This window comes from Solwaraspora sp. WMMD1047 (genome assembly GCF_029626155.1).
In the GTDB taxonomy this organism is placed as follows: Bacteria; Actinomycetota; Actinomycetes; order Mycobacteriales; family Micromonosporaceae; genus WMMD1047.
Genome location: NZ_JARUBL010000001.1, coordinates 6,901,439 through 6,916,906 on the forward strand (window position 1 = coordinate 6,901,439; position 15,468 = coordinate 6,916,906).

12 protein-coding genes and 1 tRNA gene are annotated in these 15,468 nt (G+C 73.3%); 4 read left to right on the forward strand and 9 right to left on the reverse strand.

What is annotated here, in order from left to right:
* Positions 1-96 precede the first annotated feature (96 nt).
* Positions 97-170 (reverse strand) — tRNA-Thr (locus tag O7627_RS31620).
* Between the two features lie 255 nt (positions 171-425).
* On the opposite strand from O7627_RS31620, the gene O7627_RS31625 reads away from it, so the two are divergent.
* Both O7627_RS31625 and O7627_RS31630 read left to right on the forward strand, forming a co-directional pair.
* Positions 426-1,022: a PadR family transcriptional regulator gene (locus O7627_RS31625; RefSeq protein WP_278097103.1), complete on the forward strand. Its 597-nt coding sequence runs from the start codon at positions 426-428 to the stop codon at positions 1,020-1,022.
* 57 nt (positions 1,023-1,079) lie between these two features.
* Positions 1,080-2,783: a metallophosphoesterase gene (locus O7627_RS31630; protein WP_278097104.1), complete on the forward strand. Its 1,704-nt coding sequence runs from the start codon at positions 1,080-1,082 to the stop codon at positions 2,781-2,783.
* Positions 2,784-2,804: 21 nt separating this feature from the next.
* Here the strand turns inward: O7627_RS31630 and ricT are convergent, their stop codons facing one another.
* The 6 genes from ricT to tmk form a co-directional block, all read right to left on the reverse strand.
* Complete coding sequence (ricT, locus tag O7627_RS31635; protein ID WP_278097105.1) at positions 2,805-3,644, reverse strand: regulatory iron-sulfur-containing complex subunit RicT; 840 nt, start codon at positions 3,642-3,644, stop codon at positions 2,805-2,807.
* A gap of 62 nt (positions 3,645-3,706) precedes the next feature.
* The gene (locus tag O7627_RS31640) at positions 3,707-4,402 is read right to left on the reverse strand and encodes a hypothetical protein (RefSeq protein WP_278097106.1); all 696 of its coding nucleotides are present in this window, start codon (positions 4,400-4,402) and stop codon (positions 3,707-3,709) included.
* Complete coding sequence (locus tag O7627_RS31645) at positions 4,402-4,707, reverse strand: hypothetical protein (protein ID WP_278097107.1); 306 nt, start codon at positions 4,705-4,707, stop codon at positions 4,402-4,404. The genes O7627_RS31640 and O7627_RS31645 overlap by 1 nt, the downstream gene beginning before the upstream one ends.
* Positions 4,707-5,033 carry a YbaB/EbfC family nucleoid-associated protein gene (locus O7627_RS31650; protein ID WP_278097108.1) on the reverse strand — a complete coding sequence of 109 codons (327 nt, stop codon included), beginning with the start codon at positions 5,031-5,033 and terminating at the stop codon, positions 4,707-4,709. Before O7627_RS31650 ends, O7627_RS31645 begins: the two co-directional genes overlap by 1 nt.
* A 130-nt stretch (positions 5,034-5,163) precedes the next feature.
* Complete coding sequence (locus O7627_RS31655) at positions 5,164-6,399, reverse strand: DNA polymerase III subunit delta' (protein ID WP_278097109.1); 1,236 nt, start codon at positions 6,397-6,399, stop codon at positions 5,164-5,166.
* Positions 6,399-8,555, reverse strand: a complete 2,157-nt coding sequence (gene tmk / locus O7627_RS31660) for a dTMP kinase (protein ID WP_347404726.1) — start codon at positions 8,553-8,555, stop codon at positions 6,399-6,401. Before tmk ends, O7627_RS31655 begins: the two co-directional genes overlap by 1 nt.
* Positions 8,556-8,889: 334 nt before the next feature.
* Between tmk and O7627_RS31665 the strand changes: the two genes are divergently transcribed.
* Positions 8,890-10,110, forward strand: a complete 1,221-nt coding sequence (locus O7627_RS31665) for an alanine racemase (protein WP_278097110.1) — start codon at positions 8,890-8,892, stop codon at positions 10,108-10,110.
* Positions 10,111-10,126: 16 nt separating this feature from the next.
* Here O7627_RS31665 and O7627_RS31670 read toward each other — a convergent pair whose 3' ends face one another.
* Positions 10,127-10,759 carry a TetR family transcriptional regulator gene (locus tag O7627_RS31670; protein WP_278098507.1) on the reverse strand — a complete coding sequence of 211 codons (633 nt, stop codon included), beginning with the start codon at positions 10,757-10,759 and terminating at the stop codon, positions 10,127-10,129.
* 228 nt (positions 10,760-10,987) lie between these two features.
* On the opposite strand from O7627_RS31670, the gene O7627_RS31675 reads away from it, so the two are divergent.
* On the forward strand, positions 10,988-12,331 hold the full coding sequence (locus O7627_RS31675) for a D-arabinono-1,4-lactone oxidase (protein WP_278097111.1): 1,344 nt from the start codon (positions 10,988-10,990) through the stop codon (positions 12,329-12,331).
* A gap of 5 nt (positions 12,332-12,336) precedes the next feature.
* On the opposite strand, the gene topA is transcribed toward O7627_RS31675, so the two are convergent.
* Entirely contained in the window at positions 12,337-15,255 is a 2,919-nt protein-coding gene (gene topA, locus O7627_RS31680) for a type I DNA topoisomerase (RefSeq protein WP_278097112.1), read from the reverse strand.
* Positions 15,256-15,468: the final 213 nt, after the last annotated feature.

Genomic DNA, 15,468 nt, shown 5'->3' on the forward strand with positions numbered 1-15,468 from the left:
GAGATCGTCTCCCGGGACCGGGGCAGAGGCGGCGCACGCTCCCATAGAAGAATATGAGGCCCTGACCAGCACCCCCGCTGGCAGGGCCTCGCTCCGAGCCGCCTGACGGAATCGAACCGTCGACCTACGCATTACGAGTGCGTCGCTCTGACCGACTGAGCTAAGGCGGCAACAGCGGTCAAGTGTACGGCACCGCCGGGCGCCGTACCCCACGGGTTTGCCTGCGGCCGGGACCGGCGCGACGGTGGCGCCGGCCCCGACCCGGCCGCAACGCCAAACCTTGACGTTCCCCCGTTCCGGCCACCTGACCCTAACGAAATATGACTCTTAGTCATAGCGGTTAACGGTCACATGACCCGCCGGCCGCTACGCTCAGCGCTGAATTACGAGTCCCGACGAGCCGCGTCCCGCAGGGAGTGGTCGATGTGAGTGCAGCCCCCGAGCCGGCCGGCGACGGCACCCCCACCGGCCGCTGCGATCTGCCGGCCACCGCGTACGCGGTGCTGGGGCTGCTCTCGTTCGGCCGTGAGCTGACCGGCTACGACCTGCGCAAGTGGGCGGAGCACATGCGGTTCTTCTACTGGAGCCCGGCGCAGAGCCAGATCTACGCCGAGCTGCGCCGGCTGAAGAGTCGGGGACTCGTCACGGAGCGTGGCGAACCGCAGCGCGGCCGCCCCGACAAGCGGTACTACCGCATCACCGCCGCCGGCCAGTGGGCCTTCCGCCACTGGGAGAACCAGAGCGAGCTGGAACCGCCGGTCATCAAGCACTCGCCGATGCTGCGGCTCTTCTTCGGCCACCAGGCCGACCCGGACCGGCTCCACGAACTGCTGGCGGAGTATCTCGACTGGCTGGAGCAGCAGCGCGCCGAGCTGCACCAGATCCGCGCCGACCTGCTGCCGGAGTTCCCGTACCCGCACCTGGTCGCGGTCTGGGGGCACGCCTTCTACGACGCGGAGCTCGCCTCGGTGCAGGCGGTCCTCGACGAACTCGACCGGATGTCGGCCGACCCGCCGGACTGATCCGGCGGTCCCCCACCCGACAGCCATCCACGACCGTCTCGGCTAGGCTCCCGTCGCGTGACTCTGCAGCAGGCGCCCCCGGACCGACCCCGCAGTCTCGACCCGCTGGAGCTCGGCTTCACCCGCCGCAAGGCGGTCCCGTGGTTGGCGCCGCTGCTGCTGATCAGCACCGGCCTGCGTACCCTGCTCGCGCTGCTGTTCGGGGCGTATCTGGACAAGCGGGAGCTGCAGAACTCGTTGCCCAGCCACACCCATCGTCAGGTCGGGCCGGACGGCGGCCTCTGGCTCGACTACGTCGCCGACCTCGGCGACGGCTTCAACGCGACCTACTCGGTGGCGCACCTGATGGCCCGCCCCGAACTGGACCTCGACGAGGGAGTCCGGCTGCCCCGCGCGCAGATGCTGGTGATGGGGGGCGACCAGGTCTATCCCGCGGCCAGCGGCAGCGGGTACGAGGATCGCTGTAAGGGCCCCTACCAGGCCGCCCTGCCACAGCCGCCGCCCGGCGCCGAGCCACCCGCGCTCTTCGCGATTCCCGGCAACCACGACTGGTACGACGGCCTCACCGCGTTCCTGCGGCTGTTCGTCCGGTCCCGCGACGACAACATCGGCGGCTGGGTCACCCCGCAGGCGCGGTCCTACTTCGCCGTCGAGCTGCCCGCCGGCTGGTGGCTGTTCGGCCTGGACGAGCAGTCCGGCGCCTACCTGGACGATCCGCAACTGCTCTACTTCGAACAGGCCGCCCGCAACCTCGGGCCGGACTCGAAGGTCATCCTGGCGGTGCCGGCGCCGACCTGGCTCAAGGCCGTCGACAACCCGCACGCGTACGACGCCGTCGACTACTTCATCCGGACGATCGTCACCCCGACCGGGGCGCAGGTGCGGCTCCTGCTCGCCGGTGACCTGCACCACTACGCCCGCTACACCAGCCCGGACCGGGAGCTGATCACCTGCGGTGGCGGCGGCGCGTACCTCTACCCGACGCACAAGCTGCCGGAGTGCATCGAGGTGCCGCCGAGGGACACCCTGGCCCGCCGGGCCAGCCGCTCCGAGCCGTACGAGCTGGCCGGCCGCTACCCGGAGCCGGCCCGTTCCCGCCGCTACGGCTGGGGGATCTTCGGCCGGCTGCCGCTGCGCAACCCGGGTTTCGTGACGCTGCTGGGCACCCTGCAGACGATGCTGATGCTGGCCATCGCCGGCGCCACCGCACCCCGGGTCGGCGAGACCGACCAGCGGCTGTTCAGCATCCCGCTGGTGATGATCGTGGTGGTGGCGCTGCTGGGCGCCGCGTTCTTCGCCAAGCCGCCGACCGCGAGCGGGAAACGCAAGCTGCGGCACTGGCTGCTCGGCCTCTCCCACGGGCTGGCGCACGTCGGGCTGGCCGCCGCCGGCGCCTGGGTCTGGCTGGGCCTGCCGTTCCACCAGTGGGTCTGGCCGCTGCCGATCCTCGCGGCGGTCCTGCTCTTCGCGCCGGTCGCCGGGCTGGTGGCCAGCCAGTTGACGGCCGGCTACCTGGTGCTGGCCGGGCACTTCGGGGTGAACCTCAACGAGCTCTTCGCCGGCCAGGGCATCGAGGACGCCAAGTCGTTCCTGCGACTGCGGATCGACCCGGACGGCACGCTCACCGTCTATCCGGTGGCGGTGGACCGGATCGGGCGGCGCTGGCGGATCAACCCCGACGACGCGGTGGACGCCTCCTGGATCGTGCCCGAGCGACCGCTACGGGCCCGGCTCGCCGAACCGCCGATCGTCATCCGCTGAACCGCTGGCGGCGGTACGGGCTCAGCCGTACTGGTCGTCGAAGGCCCGGCGGGAGCCGCAGACCTCCGACAGGCTGCACCGCCGGACCGCCCCGTCGGAGAGCTGCCGGACGGTGACGGTCTCGCTCGGCGGGTGCCGGGAGACGACCTTCGCCGTCCCCTCGTCGGTCTCCACCCGCTGGCCGCTCGTCGGGTAGCTGCCGCTCTGGGCGTACAGCGGATGTTCGTACTTCAGGCAGCACATCAGCCGGCCGCAGGCGCCGGAGATCCGCAGCGGGTTGAGCGGCAGATCCTGGTCCTTGGCCATCCGGATCGTCACCGGCTCGAAGTCGGTGAGGAAGGTGGCGCAGCACAGGTCCCGCCCGCAGGAGCCGATGCCGCCCTGCACCCGGGCCGAGTCCCGGGCGGAGAGCTGGCGCAGCTCGACCCGGCAGTGCAGGGTGGCGCCGAGATCGCGGACCAGCGACCGGAAGTCGACCCGGTGCGGGGCGGTGAAGTAGATGGTGGTGCGGGCCCCGGAGGAGGTGCCGCCGGTCGACTCCTGGACGTGATCGACGGCGATCACCTTCATCGGCAGGCCGTGTTCGCGGATCAGCTTCTTGGCCGCCACCTTCGCCTCGGCCTTGCGCCTGCGTTGGCTCTCGTCCCGCTGCAGGTCACGCTCGCCGGCCAGGCCGGCGAGCTTGGGAAACCCGGAGGTGTCCTCGGACACCCACTGCGGCGCCCAGACGCACTCGGCCACCTCGGTGCCCTCGTCGGTGGGGACCAGCACCCGGTCTCCGACGGCGGGGCGCAGCTCCCCGGGGTCGAGGTAGTAGAGGCGGCCATACCGGTTGAAGCTGACCGCGCACAGCATCCCCATCAGCCCACCCTACGACGGCCGGCCGGCCAGGGCGAGAGCGGTCCGACGCCCGGCCGACCCGGTCAGAGCGCCAACCGGGTGGTGCCGTCGAGCGCCAGCCCTCCTCCGGTCGGGGCCGCCGGCCGGTACGCCAGCTCGCCGGCCGCCGCCGGCCACCGGTGCGCGAGCGCCTCCGCCTCCTCGTACGCGGTCGCGATGGTGCCCAGCACCCGGGCGCCCAGCTCCGCCGCGGCCGCCCCGCCCGGCGCCGGACCCGAGCCTGAGCCGGTGCCGGTGGCCCGACCGGCGTCGCCGGTCACCAGGGTCACCGCCTCGACCGAGCCGAGCGCCGCCGCCAGGGTGCGCGCCAGGCCGAGGCGGGTACGCGAGATCCAGTCGGCCACCGCGTCGGCGAAACCGGCGGTGGCGGTGAGCCGGCCGACCAGGCTCTCGCCGGCCCCGTCGAGGTGGGCGGCGAGCGCCGCCCGGTGCGCGGTGAACGCGTCCGCGCCGGCACCCCGCCACGGCAGCTCCCCGCGCAGGGCGGTGCCGGTGTGGTCGTACTCGCGAAGGAGGGTGCGGGCGGCGGTGCCGGCGGCGGCCAGCGGCGCCGGCCGCAACGCGCAGATCGCGCCGACCGCCGGCCCGGGCAGTGTCCGCAGGTGGCGCAGCAGCGGCCAGATCCGGTGGTCGGCCGGGGCGCCGCCATCGGTGAGGAGGTCGTCGACCCGGCCGAGCAGGTCGGCCGCCGGGGCGGCGAGGCGGTCCAGCGGGTCCATCACGGCTGCTCCGGTTGCCGACGGCGGGCCGTGTCGTCGGCGTTGGTGTAGCACTCGGCGACCGCCCGCAGGGTGGCGGCGGTCTCGGCCAGTCGGGCGGCGAACGCCTCCGCCTCCCGGGTCCTGGCCACGGCGGCCGACAGCCACTGCTCGTGCAGTGCCCGGCCGACCTCGGCGAGCCGGCCGGGTCCGTCGGCGCCGAACGCCTCGGGAGTCGGACCGGTGTGGCCGATGGCCCGGGCGGCGGTGGGCAGTGTCTCCGCCGACCGGTCCAGCCGGCGGGCGAGCTCGGTGAGGGTCTCCATCAGGCGCCCGCCAGCCGGCGGTACTCGCCGAACGTCTCGGTGTGCACCTTCTCGCGGGCCCACCGGGCGGCCTCCGCGGCGGCGGTGACCGCGGCCCGGACGGCGCGGGACAGTTCGTGGTTGGTCCGGCTCTGCACGGGGACGAGGAACCGGACGTCGATGATGTCGCCGGTGGCGGCGACGACCACCTCGACCAGCCCGTCGGGTGAGTGCACCGAGACCTCGACGCCCCGGGCGGCCTGCTCGAATTCGGCCTGCAACGCCTCGATGCGGCGGTACCGCTCGATCGCCTCCTCCACCCAGGACTCGTCGAGCTCCCGTGCCATCGGCCGGCTCCTCCCCCGTGTCGGTCCATGGACCGTCGGCGGACGCCAGAATGACACCCACCGTGGCGCGACGATCGCAGGCGGCATCGAAAATACCGATCGACGCTCCCGAACGGAAGAGGTGGGTGACTCAACCCTTCCAGAGCGCGAGCATCATCGCCTCGACGGCGATCCGGGGCTTGACGTTCGTCTCGATCGCGGTCCGGCAGGCCAGCACGGCCTCCAGCCGGCGCAGCGTCCCCTCCGGGGTCCACTTGCCGGCGGCGGCCCGGGCCAACGGCTCGGTGTCGGTGTGCACCGGCGCCACCGGGGCGCCCATCGACACCGTCAGCACGTCCCGGTAGAAGCCCGCCAGATCGACCAGGGCGCGGTCCAGGGCGTCCCGCTGGGCCCGGGTGGCCCGCGACTTCTGCCGCCGTTCCAGGTCCTTGAGCTGGCCGGCCGAGCCCCGGGCGGCGCCGGCCGCGCCCTTGCCGGTGCCGCCCGCGCCGAGTGCCGTCTGCAGGGCGGCCTTTTCGGCGGCGTCGGCGTCGGCCACCGCGGCCGCCGCCTCCGCCTCGGCCGCGTCGATGAGCGCGGACGCGGCGTCGAAGCAGGCGCCGACGCCGGTGAGCCGGCGGGGCACCGCCAGCACCGCGTCCCGCCGCTGCCGGGCGTCCGGGTCGCGGGCCAGCCGTCGGGCCCGGCCGACGTGCCCCTGGGCGGCCGCCGCCGCCCAGCCGGCCACCTCCGGCGCCACCTGGTCCCGGCCGGTCAGCACGGCCGCGACGGCGGCGGCGGGCGGCTGCCGCAGCGGTACCAGCCGGCAGCGGGACCGGATGGTGACCGAGATGTCGTCCGGGTGGGTGGACGGCGCGCAGAGCAGGAAGACGGTCCGCGGCGGCGGCTCCTCGATCGCCTTGAGCAGGGCGTTGCTGGCCGCCTCGGTGAGCCGGTCGGCATCCTCGATGACCAGCACCTGCCAGCGCCCGCCGGAGGGGGTGCTGGCGGCGCGCAGCACCAGCGCCCGCATCTCGCCGACCCCGATGGAGAGCCCTTCGGGCACCACGAAGCGCACGTCGGCGTGGGTGCCGGTCAGCGTGGTGTGGCAGCCGGCGCAGTTGCCGCACCCGGTGCCGTAGGCGCACTGCAGGGCGGCGGCGAGGGCCCGCGCGGCGACCGACCGTCCCGAGCCGGGCGGGCCGGTGAAGATCCAGGCATGGGTCATCGCGCCGGTGCCCGGCCCGGCACCGGCCGGCTCGACGGCACCCGGCTCGGTGCCGGTCGGGTCCGTGGCCGCGATCAGTTCGGCCGCGGCGGCGGCTGCCGCCCGCAGTGTCGCGACGGCGTCGTCCTGGCCGACCAGGTCGGCGAAGACATCGGCCATCAGGTCCGGCGCTCCAGCCCCGGTCCCCGGCCCGGTCCGGCCGCGGCGGCCCAGCCGGACCGGTCCGCCTCCGGCCCGCCGGCATCGGTGTCGGTCCGCCCGTCGACACCGTCGGCGGCCGCGGCGGCACCGTCCCGGTCGGCCGGACCGTCCCCGTCGGTCGGGTCATGCCGGTCGGCCGAACCGTCCCTGGGCGGCGTGGGCAGCAGGGCGGTCACCCGGGCCGCGACCGTCCCGGAGATCTCCGGGGCCGGGCGGGCGGCGTCGAGCACCAGGTACCGCTTGGGTTCGTTCGAGGCCAGGTCGAGGAAGGCGTACCGGACCCGCTCGTGGAAGGCGACCGACTCGCCCTCCAGCCGGTCCACCCCGGCGCCCCGGCTGGCCACCCGGGCCAGCCCCACCGCCGGGTCGACGTCGAGCAGCACCACCAGGTCGGGGCGGAGGCCGCCGGTGGCCCAGGAGGAGAGCCAGGAGACCTCGTCGACCGGCAGGGTCCGACCGGCACCCTGGTACGCCAGCGACGAGTCGACGTACCGGTCGCTGATCACCACGGCGCCGCGGCTGAGGGCGGGCCGGACCACGGTGGCCACGTGGTGCGCCCGGTCGGCGGCGTAGAGCAGCGCCTCGGCCCGGGGAGAGAGCGCGGTCGGCTCCAACGCGCCCCCCAGCACCAGGCCGCGGATCCGTTCCCCGACCGCGGTGGCGCCCGGCTCGCGGGTCACCACGACGTCCCGGCCGTCCCGGCGCAGCGCCTCGGCGAGCGCGGTGACCTGGGTGGACTTGCCGGCGCCCTCGCCACCCTCGAAGACCACGAAGAGCCCCTGCGAGGCGAACGGTTCGGCCGGCGAGAGCGGCCGGCCCCGGATCGATCCCCACAGGTCGGCCAGCACCGGTACGCCGGGCTTGTCGTCCATCTGGCGGAAGGCGCTGACCCCGGCGAGGATGCCGGCCAGCCCGGCCGCGAGCAGCAGCAGCCGGGTCGAGGAGATCGAGATGCCCAGGTCGGCGATCCGGAGCTGGCGGGACCCGCCGAGGCCGACCAGCAGGCTGCTCAGCGAGATGGCGAGCATCAGCACCACCCGGGTGCCGGTCTGCACGACGGCGAAGACCCGGCCCCGGACGTCGTCGGCGATCTCGCCGCCGAGCAGGGTGGTGCCGGCGAGGAAGGCCATCCCGGCGCCGGCGCCGACCAGCACCGCGCCGAGGATCGCCATCGACAGGTGCAGGGAGGCGGCGAGCAGCAGCACCGAGGCGCTGGCGAGCACGATGCTCATGCCGAACCAGCGCCGCCGGGACATCTCCCGGACGATCATCGGACCGAGCCCGATGCCGACCGCCAGCCCGATGAAGATCGACCCGAACAGCAGGTAGAAGGCGGCGTCACCGGCGCTGAGCGACCGGGTGAAGAAGTTCGCCGTGCCGATCACCACACCGCCGCCGGCGAACGCGCCGAAGATGCCGAAGACCAGGCCCCGGACCAGCGGCGTCTTGCCGATGAACTGCCAGCCCTCGATGAACTGCCGGGTCACCCCCTGGTCGGTGGACTCCCAGCGGCCGGCCCGGCCGCTGATCTCCTTGATGCCGAAGAAGACCACCAGCGCGGTGGCCAGCCGGGACAGCGCGTTGAAGTAGAGCGCCAGGGTGGCCGGTTCGGCCCAGCCGGGCGTGTCGCCGGCGATGCTGCGGACGCTGCCGTCCAGCAGGGCCAGGACGAGGGCGGCCAGCACCGGGGTGAGGCCGTAGGTGGTGATCAGGGTGAGCTGGTTGGCCATCTCCAGCCGGGCCCGGGGGATCAGGTTGGGGACCGCGGCCTCCTTGGCCGGAATCCAGATCAGGGTGATCGTCTCGATCAGGAAGGTGGCCAGCGCCGCCCAGGCGACGGTCGCACCACCGCTGAGACCGAAGAGCGCGACCAGCGGGATCGAGGCGAAGAGCGCGAACCGCAGCAGGTCGCAGATGACCATCGTGTAGCGGCGGTCGAACCGGTCGGCCAGCACGCCGGCCACCGGGCCGAGGATCAGCGCGGGCAGCAGCCGGACGGCGATCACGCCGCCGAACGCGACTCCCTTGGCGGTGTCGCCGGTGACCTGGGTGGCGGCGAAGACCGAGGTGGCCAGCAGTCCCAGCCAGTCGCCCAGCGAGGCCACCCCGAGCACGATCCAGAGCCGGCGGAACGGACGGATCCGCAGCACGGAGCGGAGGGCCTGGTAGCCGGTGCGGTCGACCGGAGATGGCGGCGGCCCCGACGGACCGCCTGGTCCGTCCGCGCTCGCCGCGCCGCTGGCATTCGTCTCGATGGCCGTACCCTCCGCGTGCCGGCCCATCGCTGGGCTCCCCCGACCACACTCTAGCCGCGGGGCGGATCACCCCCACCCCGACATTCCCCTGATCCCGAGCGTAGGGGGCGGTGGCGAACGCCGATGCCCGGGCGCCGGGGCGGGCTTACGCGAGGGTGTTTCGCATTTTTCCCCGGCGGGCTAGCGTGCTCAGGTGCCCACCGAACGCGACCTGCTCCGCGACCGCCTGGACCGGGCGACCGCGCACCTCGATCCACCGTTCGCCGTCGTCGACCTGGCTGCCTTCGACGCGAACGCGACCGCCCTGGCGGCCCGCGCGGCCGGCAAGCCGGTCCGGGTGGCCAGCAAGTCGGTCCGCTGCCGGGCACTGCTGACCCGGGCCCTGCAGCGGCCGGGCTGGGCCGGGGTGATGGCGTACACCGTGGCCGAGGCGAACTGGCTGGTCCGGGCCGGCGTCACCGGCGACGCGCTGGTGGCGTACCCGAGTGCGGACCGGGCGGCGCTGGCCGAGCTGGCCGCCGACGCGGAGCTTTCGGCGGCGGTCACCGTGATGGTGGACAGCACCGAGCAGCTCGACCTGATCGACTCGATCGCCCCCGCCGACCGGCGCGAGCCGATCCGGGTCTGCGTCGACCTGGACGCCTCCTGGCGCCCGCTGCGGGGCGGGCCGGCCGGCCGGCTGCACATCGGGGTACGCCGGTCACCGGTGCACTCGGCCGCCGACGCCGGCGCGCTGGCCGCGCGGATCACCGCCCGGCCCGGCTTCCGGCTGGTCGGGCTGATGGCGTACGAGGCGCAGATCGCCGGGCTCGGCGACGCGCCGCCCGGACAGGCGGCCCGGGGCACGGTGATCCGGGCGCTGCAGCGCCGGTCGTACCGGGAACTGCTGGCCCGGCGCGGCGCGGCGGTGGCGGCCGTCCGCGAACACGCCGACCTGGAACTGGTGAACGGCGGCGGCACCGGCAGCGTGGCGGTGACCACCGCGGATCCGGCGGTCACCGAGGTCACCGCCGGATCCGGACTGTACGGCCCGACCCTGTTCGACGCGTACCGCGCCTGGCGGCCGACGCCGGCCGCCTTCTTCGCCCTGCCGGTGGTCCGCCGGCCGAGCCCCGGGGTGGCGACGGTGCTCGGCGGCGGCTGGATCGCCTCCGGACCGGCCGAGCCGAGCCGGCTGCCGGCCCCGTGGCTGCCGGCCGGGCTGCGACTGACCGGCGCCGAGGGCGCCGGTGAGGTGCAGACGCCGCTGGTGGGCCCGGCCGCCGACGCACTGCGGGTCGGCGACCGGGTCTGGTTCCGGCACGCCAAGGCGGGTGAGCTGTGTGAACACGTCGCCGAACTGCACCTGGTCGCGGGCGATCAGGTGGTCGAGACGGTCGCCACCTACCGGGGCGAGGGCCGGGCGTTCCTGTGACGGCGGCCGGCTGCGGTCAGGAGGCGGCCGGCTCGGGCTCCGGCTCGGGCTCCGCCACCACCTCGGCCGGCGGATCGGTGCGCGGGTGGTCGGCGGCCGGTTGGTCGACCTGGCGGTGCAGGTACTCCCGGATCAACGCCTTCGCCTCGGCGAGCACCTGGTCGTCACCCTCCGGATCGCGCCGGAACGCGAGCTTGATCAGCGCGTCGGCGGCCTCCACGGCGATCTCCAGGGCGAACCGCAGCTGCTGGCCGTCGACGATGCCGAACTGCTCCACCAGCACCTGAGCCAACTGCTCGGCGATGACGCCGTTGTTGTCGCGCTCCTCGTCGAGCAGGTGCAGGTCCACCACGTCGCCGAAGTGCAGGGTACGAAAGCCTGGCACCGACCGGTGCATCGCGATGTACTCGTCGATGCCCGCGTCGACCCCGTCCCACCAGTGGTCGAGGTCGCCCTGGGAGAATCGGTCGTTCAGTCGCTGGAGGTAACTCTCCATATTACGCAGGGTCAGTGCCTGCACGATCGCACGCTTGTCTGGGAAGAACTGATATACCGAACCGATGGCCACCCCGGCCCGCTCGGCGAGCAGGGTGGTGGTCAGCCCTTCATAGCCGACCTCATCGACCAGTTCGGCGCACGCGTCCAGCATCCGCTGGACGCGGGCGACGCTACGACCCTGCACCGGAACCCGGCGCAGCGGGCCGGTTGTGGCGGTTGACGTGGACACTCGTCGCCACTCCCTTTCGACGGGAATCAAGATATCTGCACGTCGCGAGTTCGACACGCTACCTGGGTTAACGAGCGGGCGAGAAAGGCGATATTTACTCGCCCCGGTGATCCTGATATGAAGGCTACTCACATTCGCGTTGGAGGTCAGATGAGCGGCAGAGCACCGGCCGGCGGCCCGGCTCCGGCCGTTCGGCCGACCCCGACCGGGTGGTCCAACTGGGCCGGCAACCAGCGGGCCACCGCGTCCCCGGTCCGGCCCCGGGACCACGCCGAGGTGGTCACCACCGTTCGCGCCGCGGCCGCCGAGGGCCGGCGGATCAGGCCGGTCGGCAGCGGCCACTCGTTCACCGACATCGCCCGCACCACCGACCTGCGGATGGAACTCGACGCGCTGACCGGACCGCCCCGGGTGGACGCCGAGCGGCGACTGGTCACCGTGCCGGCCGGGATCACCCTGTGGCAGCTCAACGACCTGCTCGCCGAGCACCGGCTGGCGCTGCCCAACCTCGGCGACATCGACAGCCAGACCATCGCCGGTGCGATCTCCACCGGCACCCACGGCACCGGCGCCGGATACGGCTGCCTCTCCACCTTCGTCGAGGAACTACTCCTGGTAACCGGGACGGGCGAACTGCTGCGCTGCTCCGCCAGCCAACACCCCGACGTCTTCGCCGCCGCCCGGGTCGGGCTCGGCGCGCTCGGCGTCATCGTCGAGGTGACCCTGCGCTGTGTCGACGCGTTCGTACTGCGGGCCCACGAACGGCCGGCGGCGCTCGCCGACGTGCTCGCCGCCCTGCCCGACCTGATCGGGGGCAACGACCACTTCGAGTTCTACTGGTTCCCCTACACCGACCGGGTGCAGGTCAAGACCAACAACCGGGTTCCCGCCGACGACCGGCCGCTGCCCCGCTGGCGGGCCTGGCTCGACGACGAGTTCCTCTCCAACATGGTCTTCGGCGCCGCCTGCCGGCTCGGCCGGACCGCGCCCGCCGTGGTCCCGTCGATAAGCGCGATCTCGGCCCGCGCACTCACCGAGCGCAGCTACACCGCCCGCTCCGACCGGGTCTTCTGCACCGCCCGCCGGGTGCGCTTCACCGAGATGGAGTACGGCCTGCCCCGGGCCGCGCTGCCGGAGGCGCTGGCCGGGCTGCGCCGGATCGTGGACGGCCTGCCGTTCAAGGTGCTCTTCCCGGTGGAGGTGCGGTTCACCGGCCCCGACGACCTCTGGCTCTCGCACGGGTACGACCGCGAGTCGGCGTACCTGGCGATCCACCAGTACGTCGGGATGCCCGACGAGCCGTACTTCCGGGCGTTCGAGGCGATCGCCGCCGACCTGGCCGGCCGGCCGCACTGGGGGAAGCTGCACTACCGGGACGCCGCGTCGCTGGCACCGGCGTACCCCCGGTTCGCCGACTTCCTGGCGGTCCGCGACCGGCTCGACCCGGGCCGGGTCTTCGCCAACGCCTACACCGACCGGGTGCTCGGCGGCTGACCCGTTCAGTCCGTTTGGTCGCCCCCGGCCCGCCCGGCGGTCGCCTTGCGCGGCGCCGCCTTCTTCGCGGTGGTCTTCTTGGCCGCCGTGGCCTTCTTTGCCGTCGTGGTCTTCTTGGCCGCCGTGGTCTTCTTCGCCGCCGTCTTGCGGGCCGGGGTGGCGCCGTCGCCGGTCGCCTTCGCGGCCGTGGCCTTCTTCGCCGTGGTCTTCTTGGCGGCGGTCTTCTTGGCGGCCTTCTTGCGCGGCGCCGGCCCCTTGGCCCGCTTCTCGGCGAGCATCTCGGAGGCCTCCTCGATGCTCAGCGCCTCCGGCGTCTGGCCACGGCGCAGCGACGCGTTCGTCTCGCCGTCGGTGACGTACGGCCCGAACCGACCGTCCTTGATCACCAGCGGCTTCTCGGTGAGCGGGTCCGGCCCCATCTCCCGCAGCGGCGGCGCGGCGGCCCGGCGCTGCCGGGTCTTCGGGGCCGCCAGCAGCGCCAGCGCCTCGTCCAGGGTGACCGTGAAGATCTTCTCCTCGGACTCCAGCGAGCGGAACTCGTCACCGCGCTTGACGTACGGGCCGTACCGGCCGGCGGCGGCCAGCACCTCCGCGCCGTCCGGCGCCACCCCGACCACGCGGGGCAGCGAGAGCAGCTTGAGCGCCTCGGCCAACGAGATCGAGTCCGGCGACTGCGAGCGCAGCAGCGAGGAGTTGCGGTCCCCACTGGAGACGTACGGGCCGAACCGGCCGGAACGCAGCAGGATCGGCTCCCCGGTCTCCGGGTGGTCGCCGAGCTTGCGCTCCCCGCCGCCGCCGAGGAAGAGCTCGTGCACCTTCTCCGGGGTCAGCTCGTCCGGCGCGACACCCTCCGGGATCGGCGCCCGGTCCCCGGTGGAGCCACCCTCCTCGGCACCGGCGGCGCCGTCGCCGGTTGCCGCCGGCTGCCCGCCGGCCGGGGGTGCCGCGTTCTCCGGCAGGCTGCGCTGCAGGTACGGCCCGTAGCGGCCGACCCGGACCACCACGTCCCGCCCCTCGTCGTCGCGGAACAGCGGGATCGAGTTGACGCTGCGCGCGTCGATCTCGCTCAGATTCTCGGTGACCAGCTTCTTCAGGCCGCCGGACCGGGCCACCGAATCGTCGCCGGCCACGTCGCTGCCGAAGTAGAACGAGGTGAGGAAGTCGACCGCGGCGTGGTCACCACCGGCGATCTCGTCCAGCTCGTTCTCCATCGCCGCGGTGAAGTTGTAGTCCACCAGTCGGGGATAGTGCCGTTCCAGCAGACCGACCACCGCGAACGCGAGGAAGGACGGGATCAGCGCCTGGCCGCGCTTGAAGACGTACCCCCGGTCCTGGATCGTCTGCATGATCGACGCGTAGGTCGACGGGCGGCCGATGCCCAGCTCCTCCAGGGCCTTGACCAGCGACGCCTCCGTGTAACGCGACGGCGGCTGGGTGCTGTGGCCGACCGCGGCCAGCTCCTCCGCGGTCAGCGGCTGGTCCTTGGTCAGGTTCGGCAACCGCCGCTCGGCGTCCTCGGCCTCGGCGTTCTCGTCGTCGGAGGACTCCACGTACGCCCGCAGGAAGCCGGGGTCGGTGATGGTCTTGCCGGTGGCGCCGAAGTCGGCCTCCTCGCCGGAGGTGGAGACCGCCCGGATCCGCACCGAGATGCTGGAGCCGACCGCGTCGGTCATCTGCGAGGCGATGGTCCGCCGCCAGATCAGCTCGTAGAGCCGGAACTCCTCGCCGGAGAGCTCGTTGGCCAGCTCACCGGGGGTGCGGAAGGTGTCGCCGGCCGGCCGGATCGCCTCGTGCGCCTCCTGGGCGTTCTTCACCTTGCCGGTGTAGCGGCGCGGCTCCGGCGGCACGTTGCGCTCGCCGTAGAGTTCGGCGATCTGCCGGCGGGCCGCGGCGATCGCGGTCTCCGACAGGTTCACCGAGTCGGTACGCATATAGGTGATGTAGCCGTTCTCGTAGAGCCGCTGCGCGGTGCGCATCGTCTGCTGCGAGGAGAACCGCAGCTTGCGGGCCGCCTCCTGCTGCAGGGTCGAGGTGATGAACGGCGCGTACGGGCGGCGCCGGTAGGGCTTCTCCTCGACCCGGGTGACGGTGAACGGCCGCCCGTCGAGGCGGGCCGCCAGCCCGCGGGCGCCGTCGGCGTCCAGGTGGGTCACCCCGGCGCCGGGGCGGACCCGGCCGGTGGTCGGCTCGAAGTCCTTGCCGGTGGCGATCCGGTCGCCGTCCAGCGCGATCAGGGTGGCGTTGAAGGTACGCGGACCGTCACCGGCCGCGGCGACCGCCAGCCGGGCCTGGATGTCCCAGTACTCGGCGGTGCGGAACGCCATCCGCTGGCGTTCCCGCTCCACCACGATCCGGGTGGCCACCGATTGGACCCGGCCCGCGGAGAGCCGGGGCATCACCTTCTTCCACAGCACCGGGGAGACCTCGTAGCCGTAGAGCCGGTCCAGGATGCGGCGGGCCTCCTGGGCGTCGACCAGGTCCCGGTCGATCTCCCGGGGGTTGGCGACGGCGGCCTGGATGGCGGCCCGGGTGATCTCGTGGAAGACCATCCGCTTGACCGGCACCTTGGGCTTGAGCGTCTCGACCAGGTGCCAGGCGATCGCCTCGCCCTCCCGGTCCTCATCCGTGGCGAGGAGAACCTCGTCGGCCTCCTTCGCCAACTTGGTCAGCTTGCTGATCTGCTGCCGGCGGTCGGCCGAGACGACGTAGAGGGCGGTGAAGCCGTTGTCGACGTCGACGCCGAGCCGGGCCCACGGCTCCTTCTTGTATTTGGTGGGCACGTCGGCGGCGTTGCGGGGCAGGTCGCGGACATGCCCCAGGCTGGCCTCGACGACATACCCCGGGCCGAGGTAACCCGAGATCGTCTTGGCCTTCGCCGGTGACTCGACGATGACCAGACGGGTGCTCCTGGCGTTGCTCGGCACGGCTCTCCCTGACCTTCACTCACTGGTGCGCGGTGCCACCCGGTGGTGGATCGCCCTTCCCCGGGTGGAACGCCAAACGTAACGCGCTTCCCGCGCTTACGGGCGCGCGGGCGGCACGCCGGCCCCCGCAACGCTGCGGTCACGCATGGTTACGCAACAACGCACGGGCGGTCATGCCCGATCGGCGACACCGTACACCGCGAACGAAACTCC

Excerpts from the sequence above, each read along its gene's own strand:
- ricT (WP_278097105.1), bottom strand. The coding sequence starts at position 3,644 with ATGGGGATGCTGTGCGCGGTCAGCTTCAACCGGTATGGCCGCCTCTAC.
- O7627_RS31640 (WP_278097106.1), bottom strand. The coding sequence starts at position 4,402 with ATGGACCCGCTGGACCGCCTCGCCGCCCCGGCGGCCGACCTGCTCGGC.
- O7627_RS31645 (WP_278097107.1), bottom strand. The coding sequence starts at position 4,707 with ATGGAGACCCTCACCGAGCTCGCCCGCCGGCTGGACCGGTCGGCGGAG.
- O7627_RS31650 (WP_278097108.1), bottom strand. The coding sequence starts at position 5,033 with ATGGCACGGGAGCTCGACGAGTCCTGGGTGGAGGAGGCGATCGAGCGG.
- O7627_RS31655 (WP_278097109.1), bottom strand. The coding sequence starts at position 6,399 with ATGGCCGATGTCTTCGCCGACCTGGTCGGCCAGGACGACGCCGTCGCG.
- O7627_RS31670 (WP_278098507.1), bottom strand. The coding sequence starts at position 10,759 with ATGCTGGACGCGTGCGCCGAACTGGTCGATGAGGTCGGCTATGAAGGG.
- O7627_RS31675 (WP_278097111.1), top strand. The coding sequence starts at position 10,988 with ATGAGCGGCAGAGCACCGGCCGGCGGCCCGGCTCCGGCCGTTCGGCCG.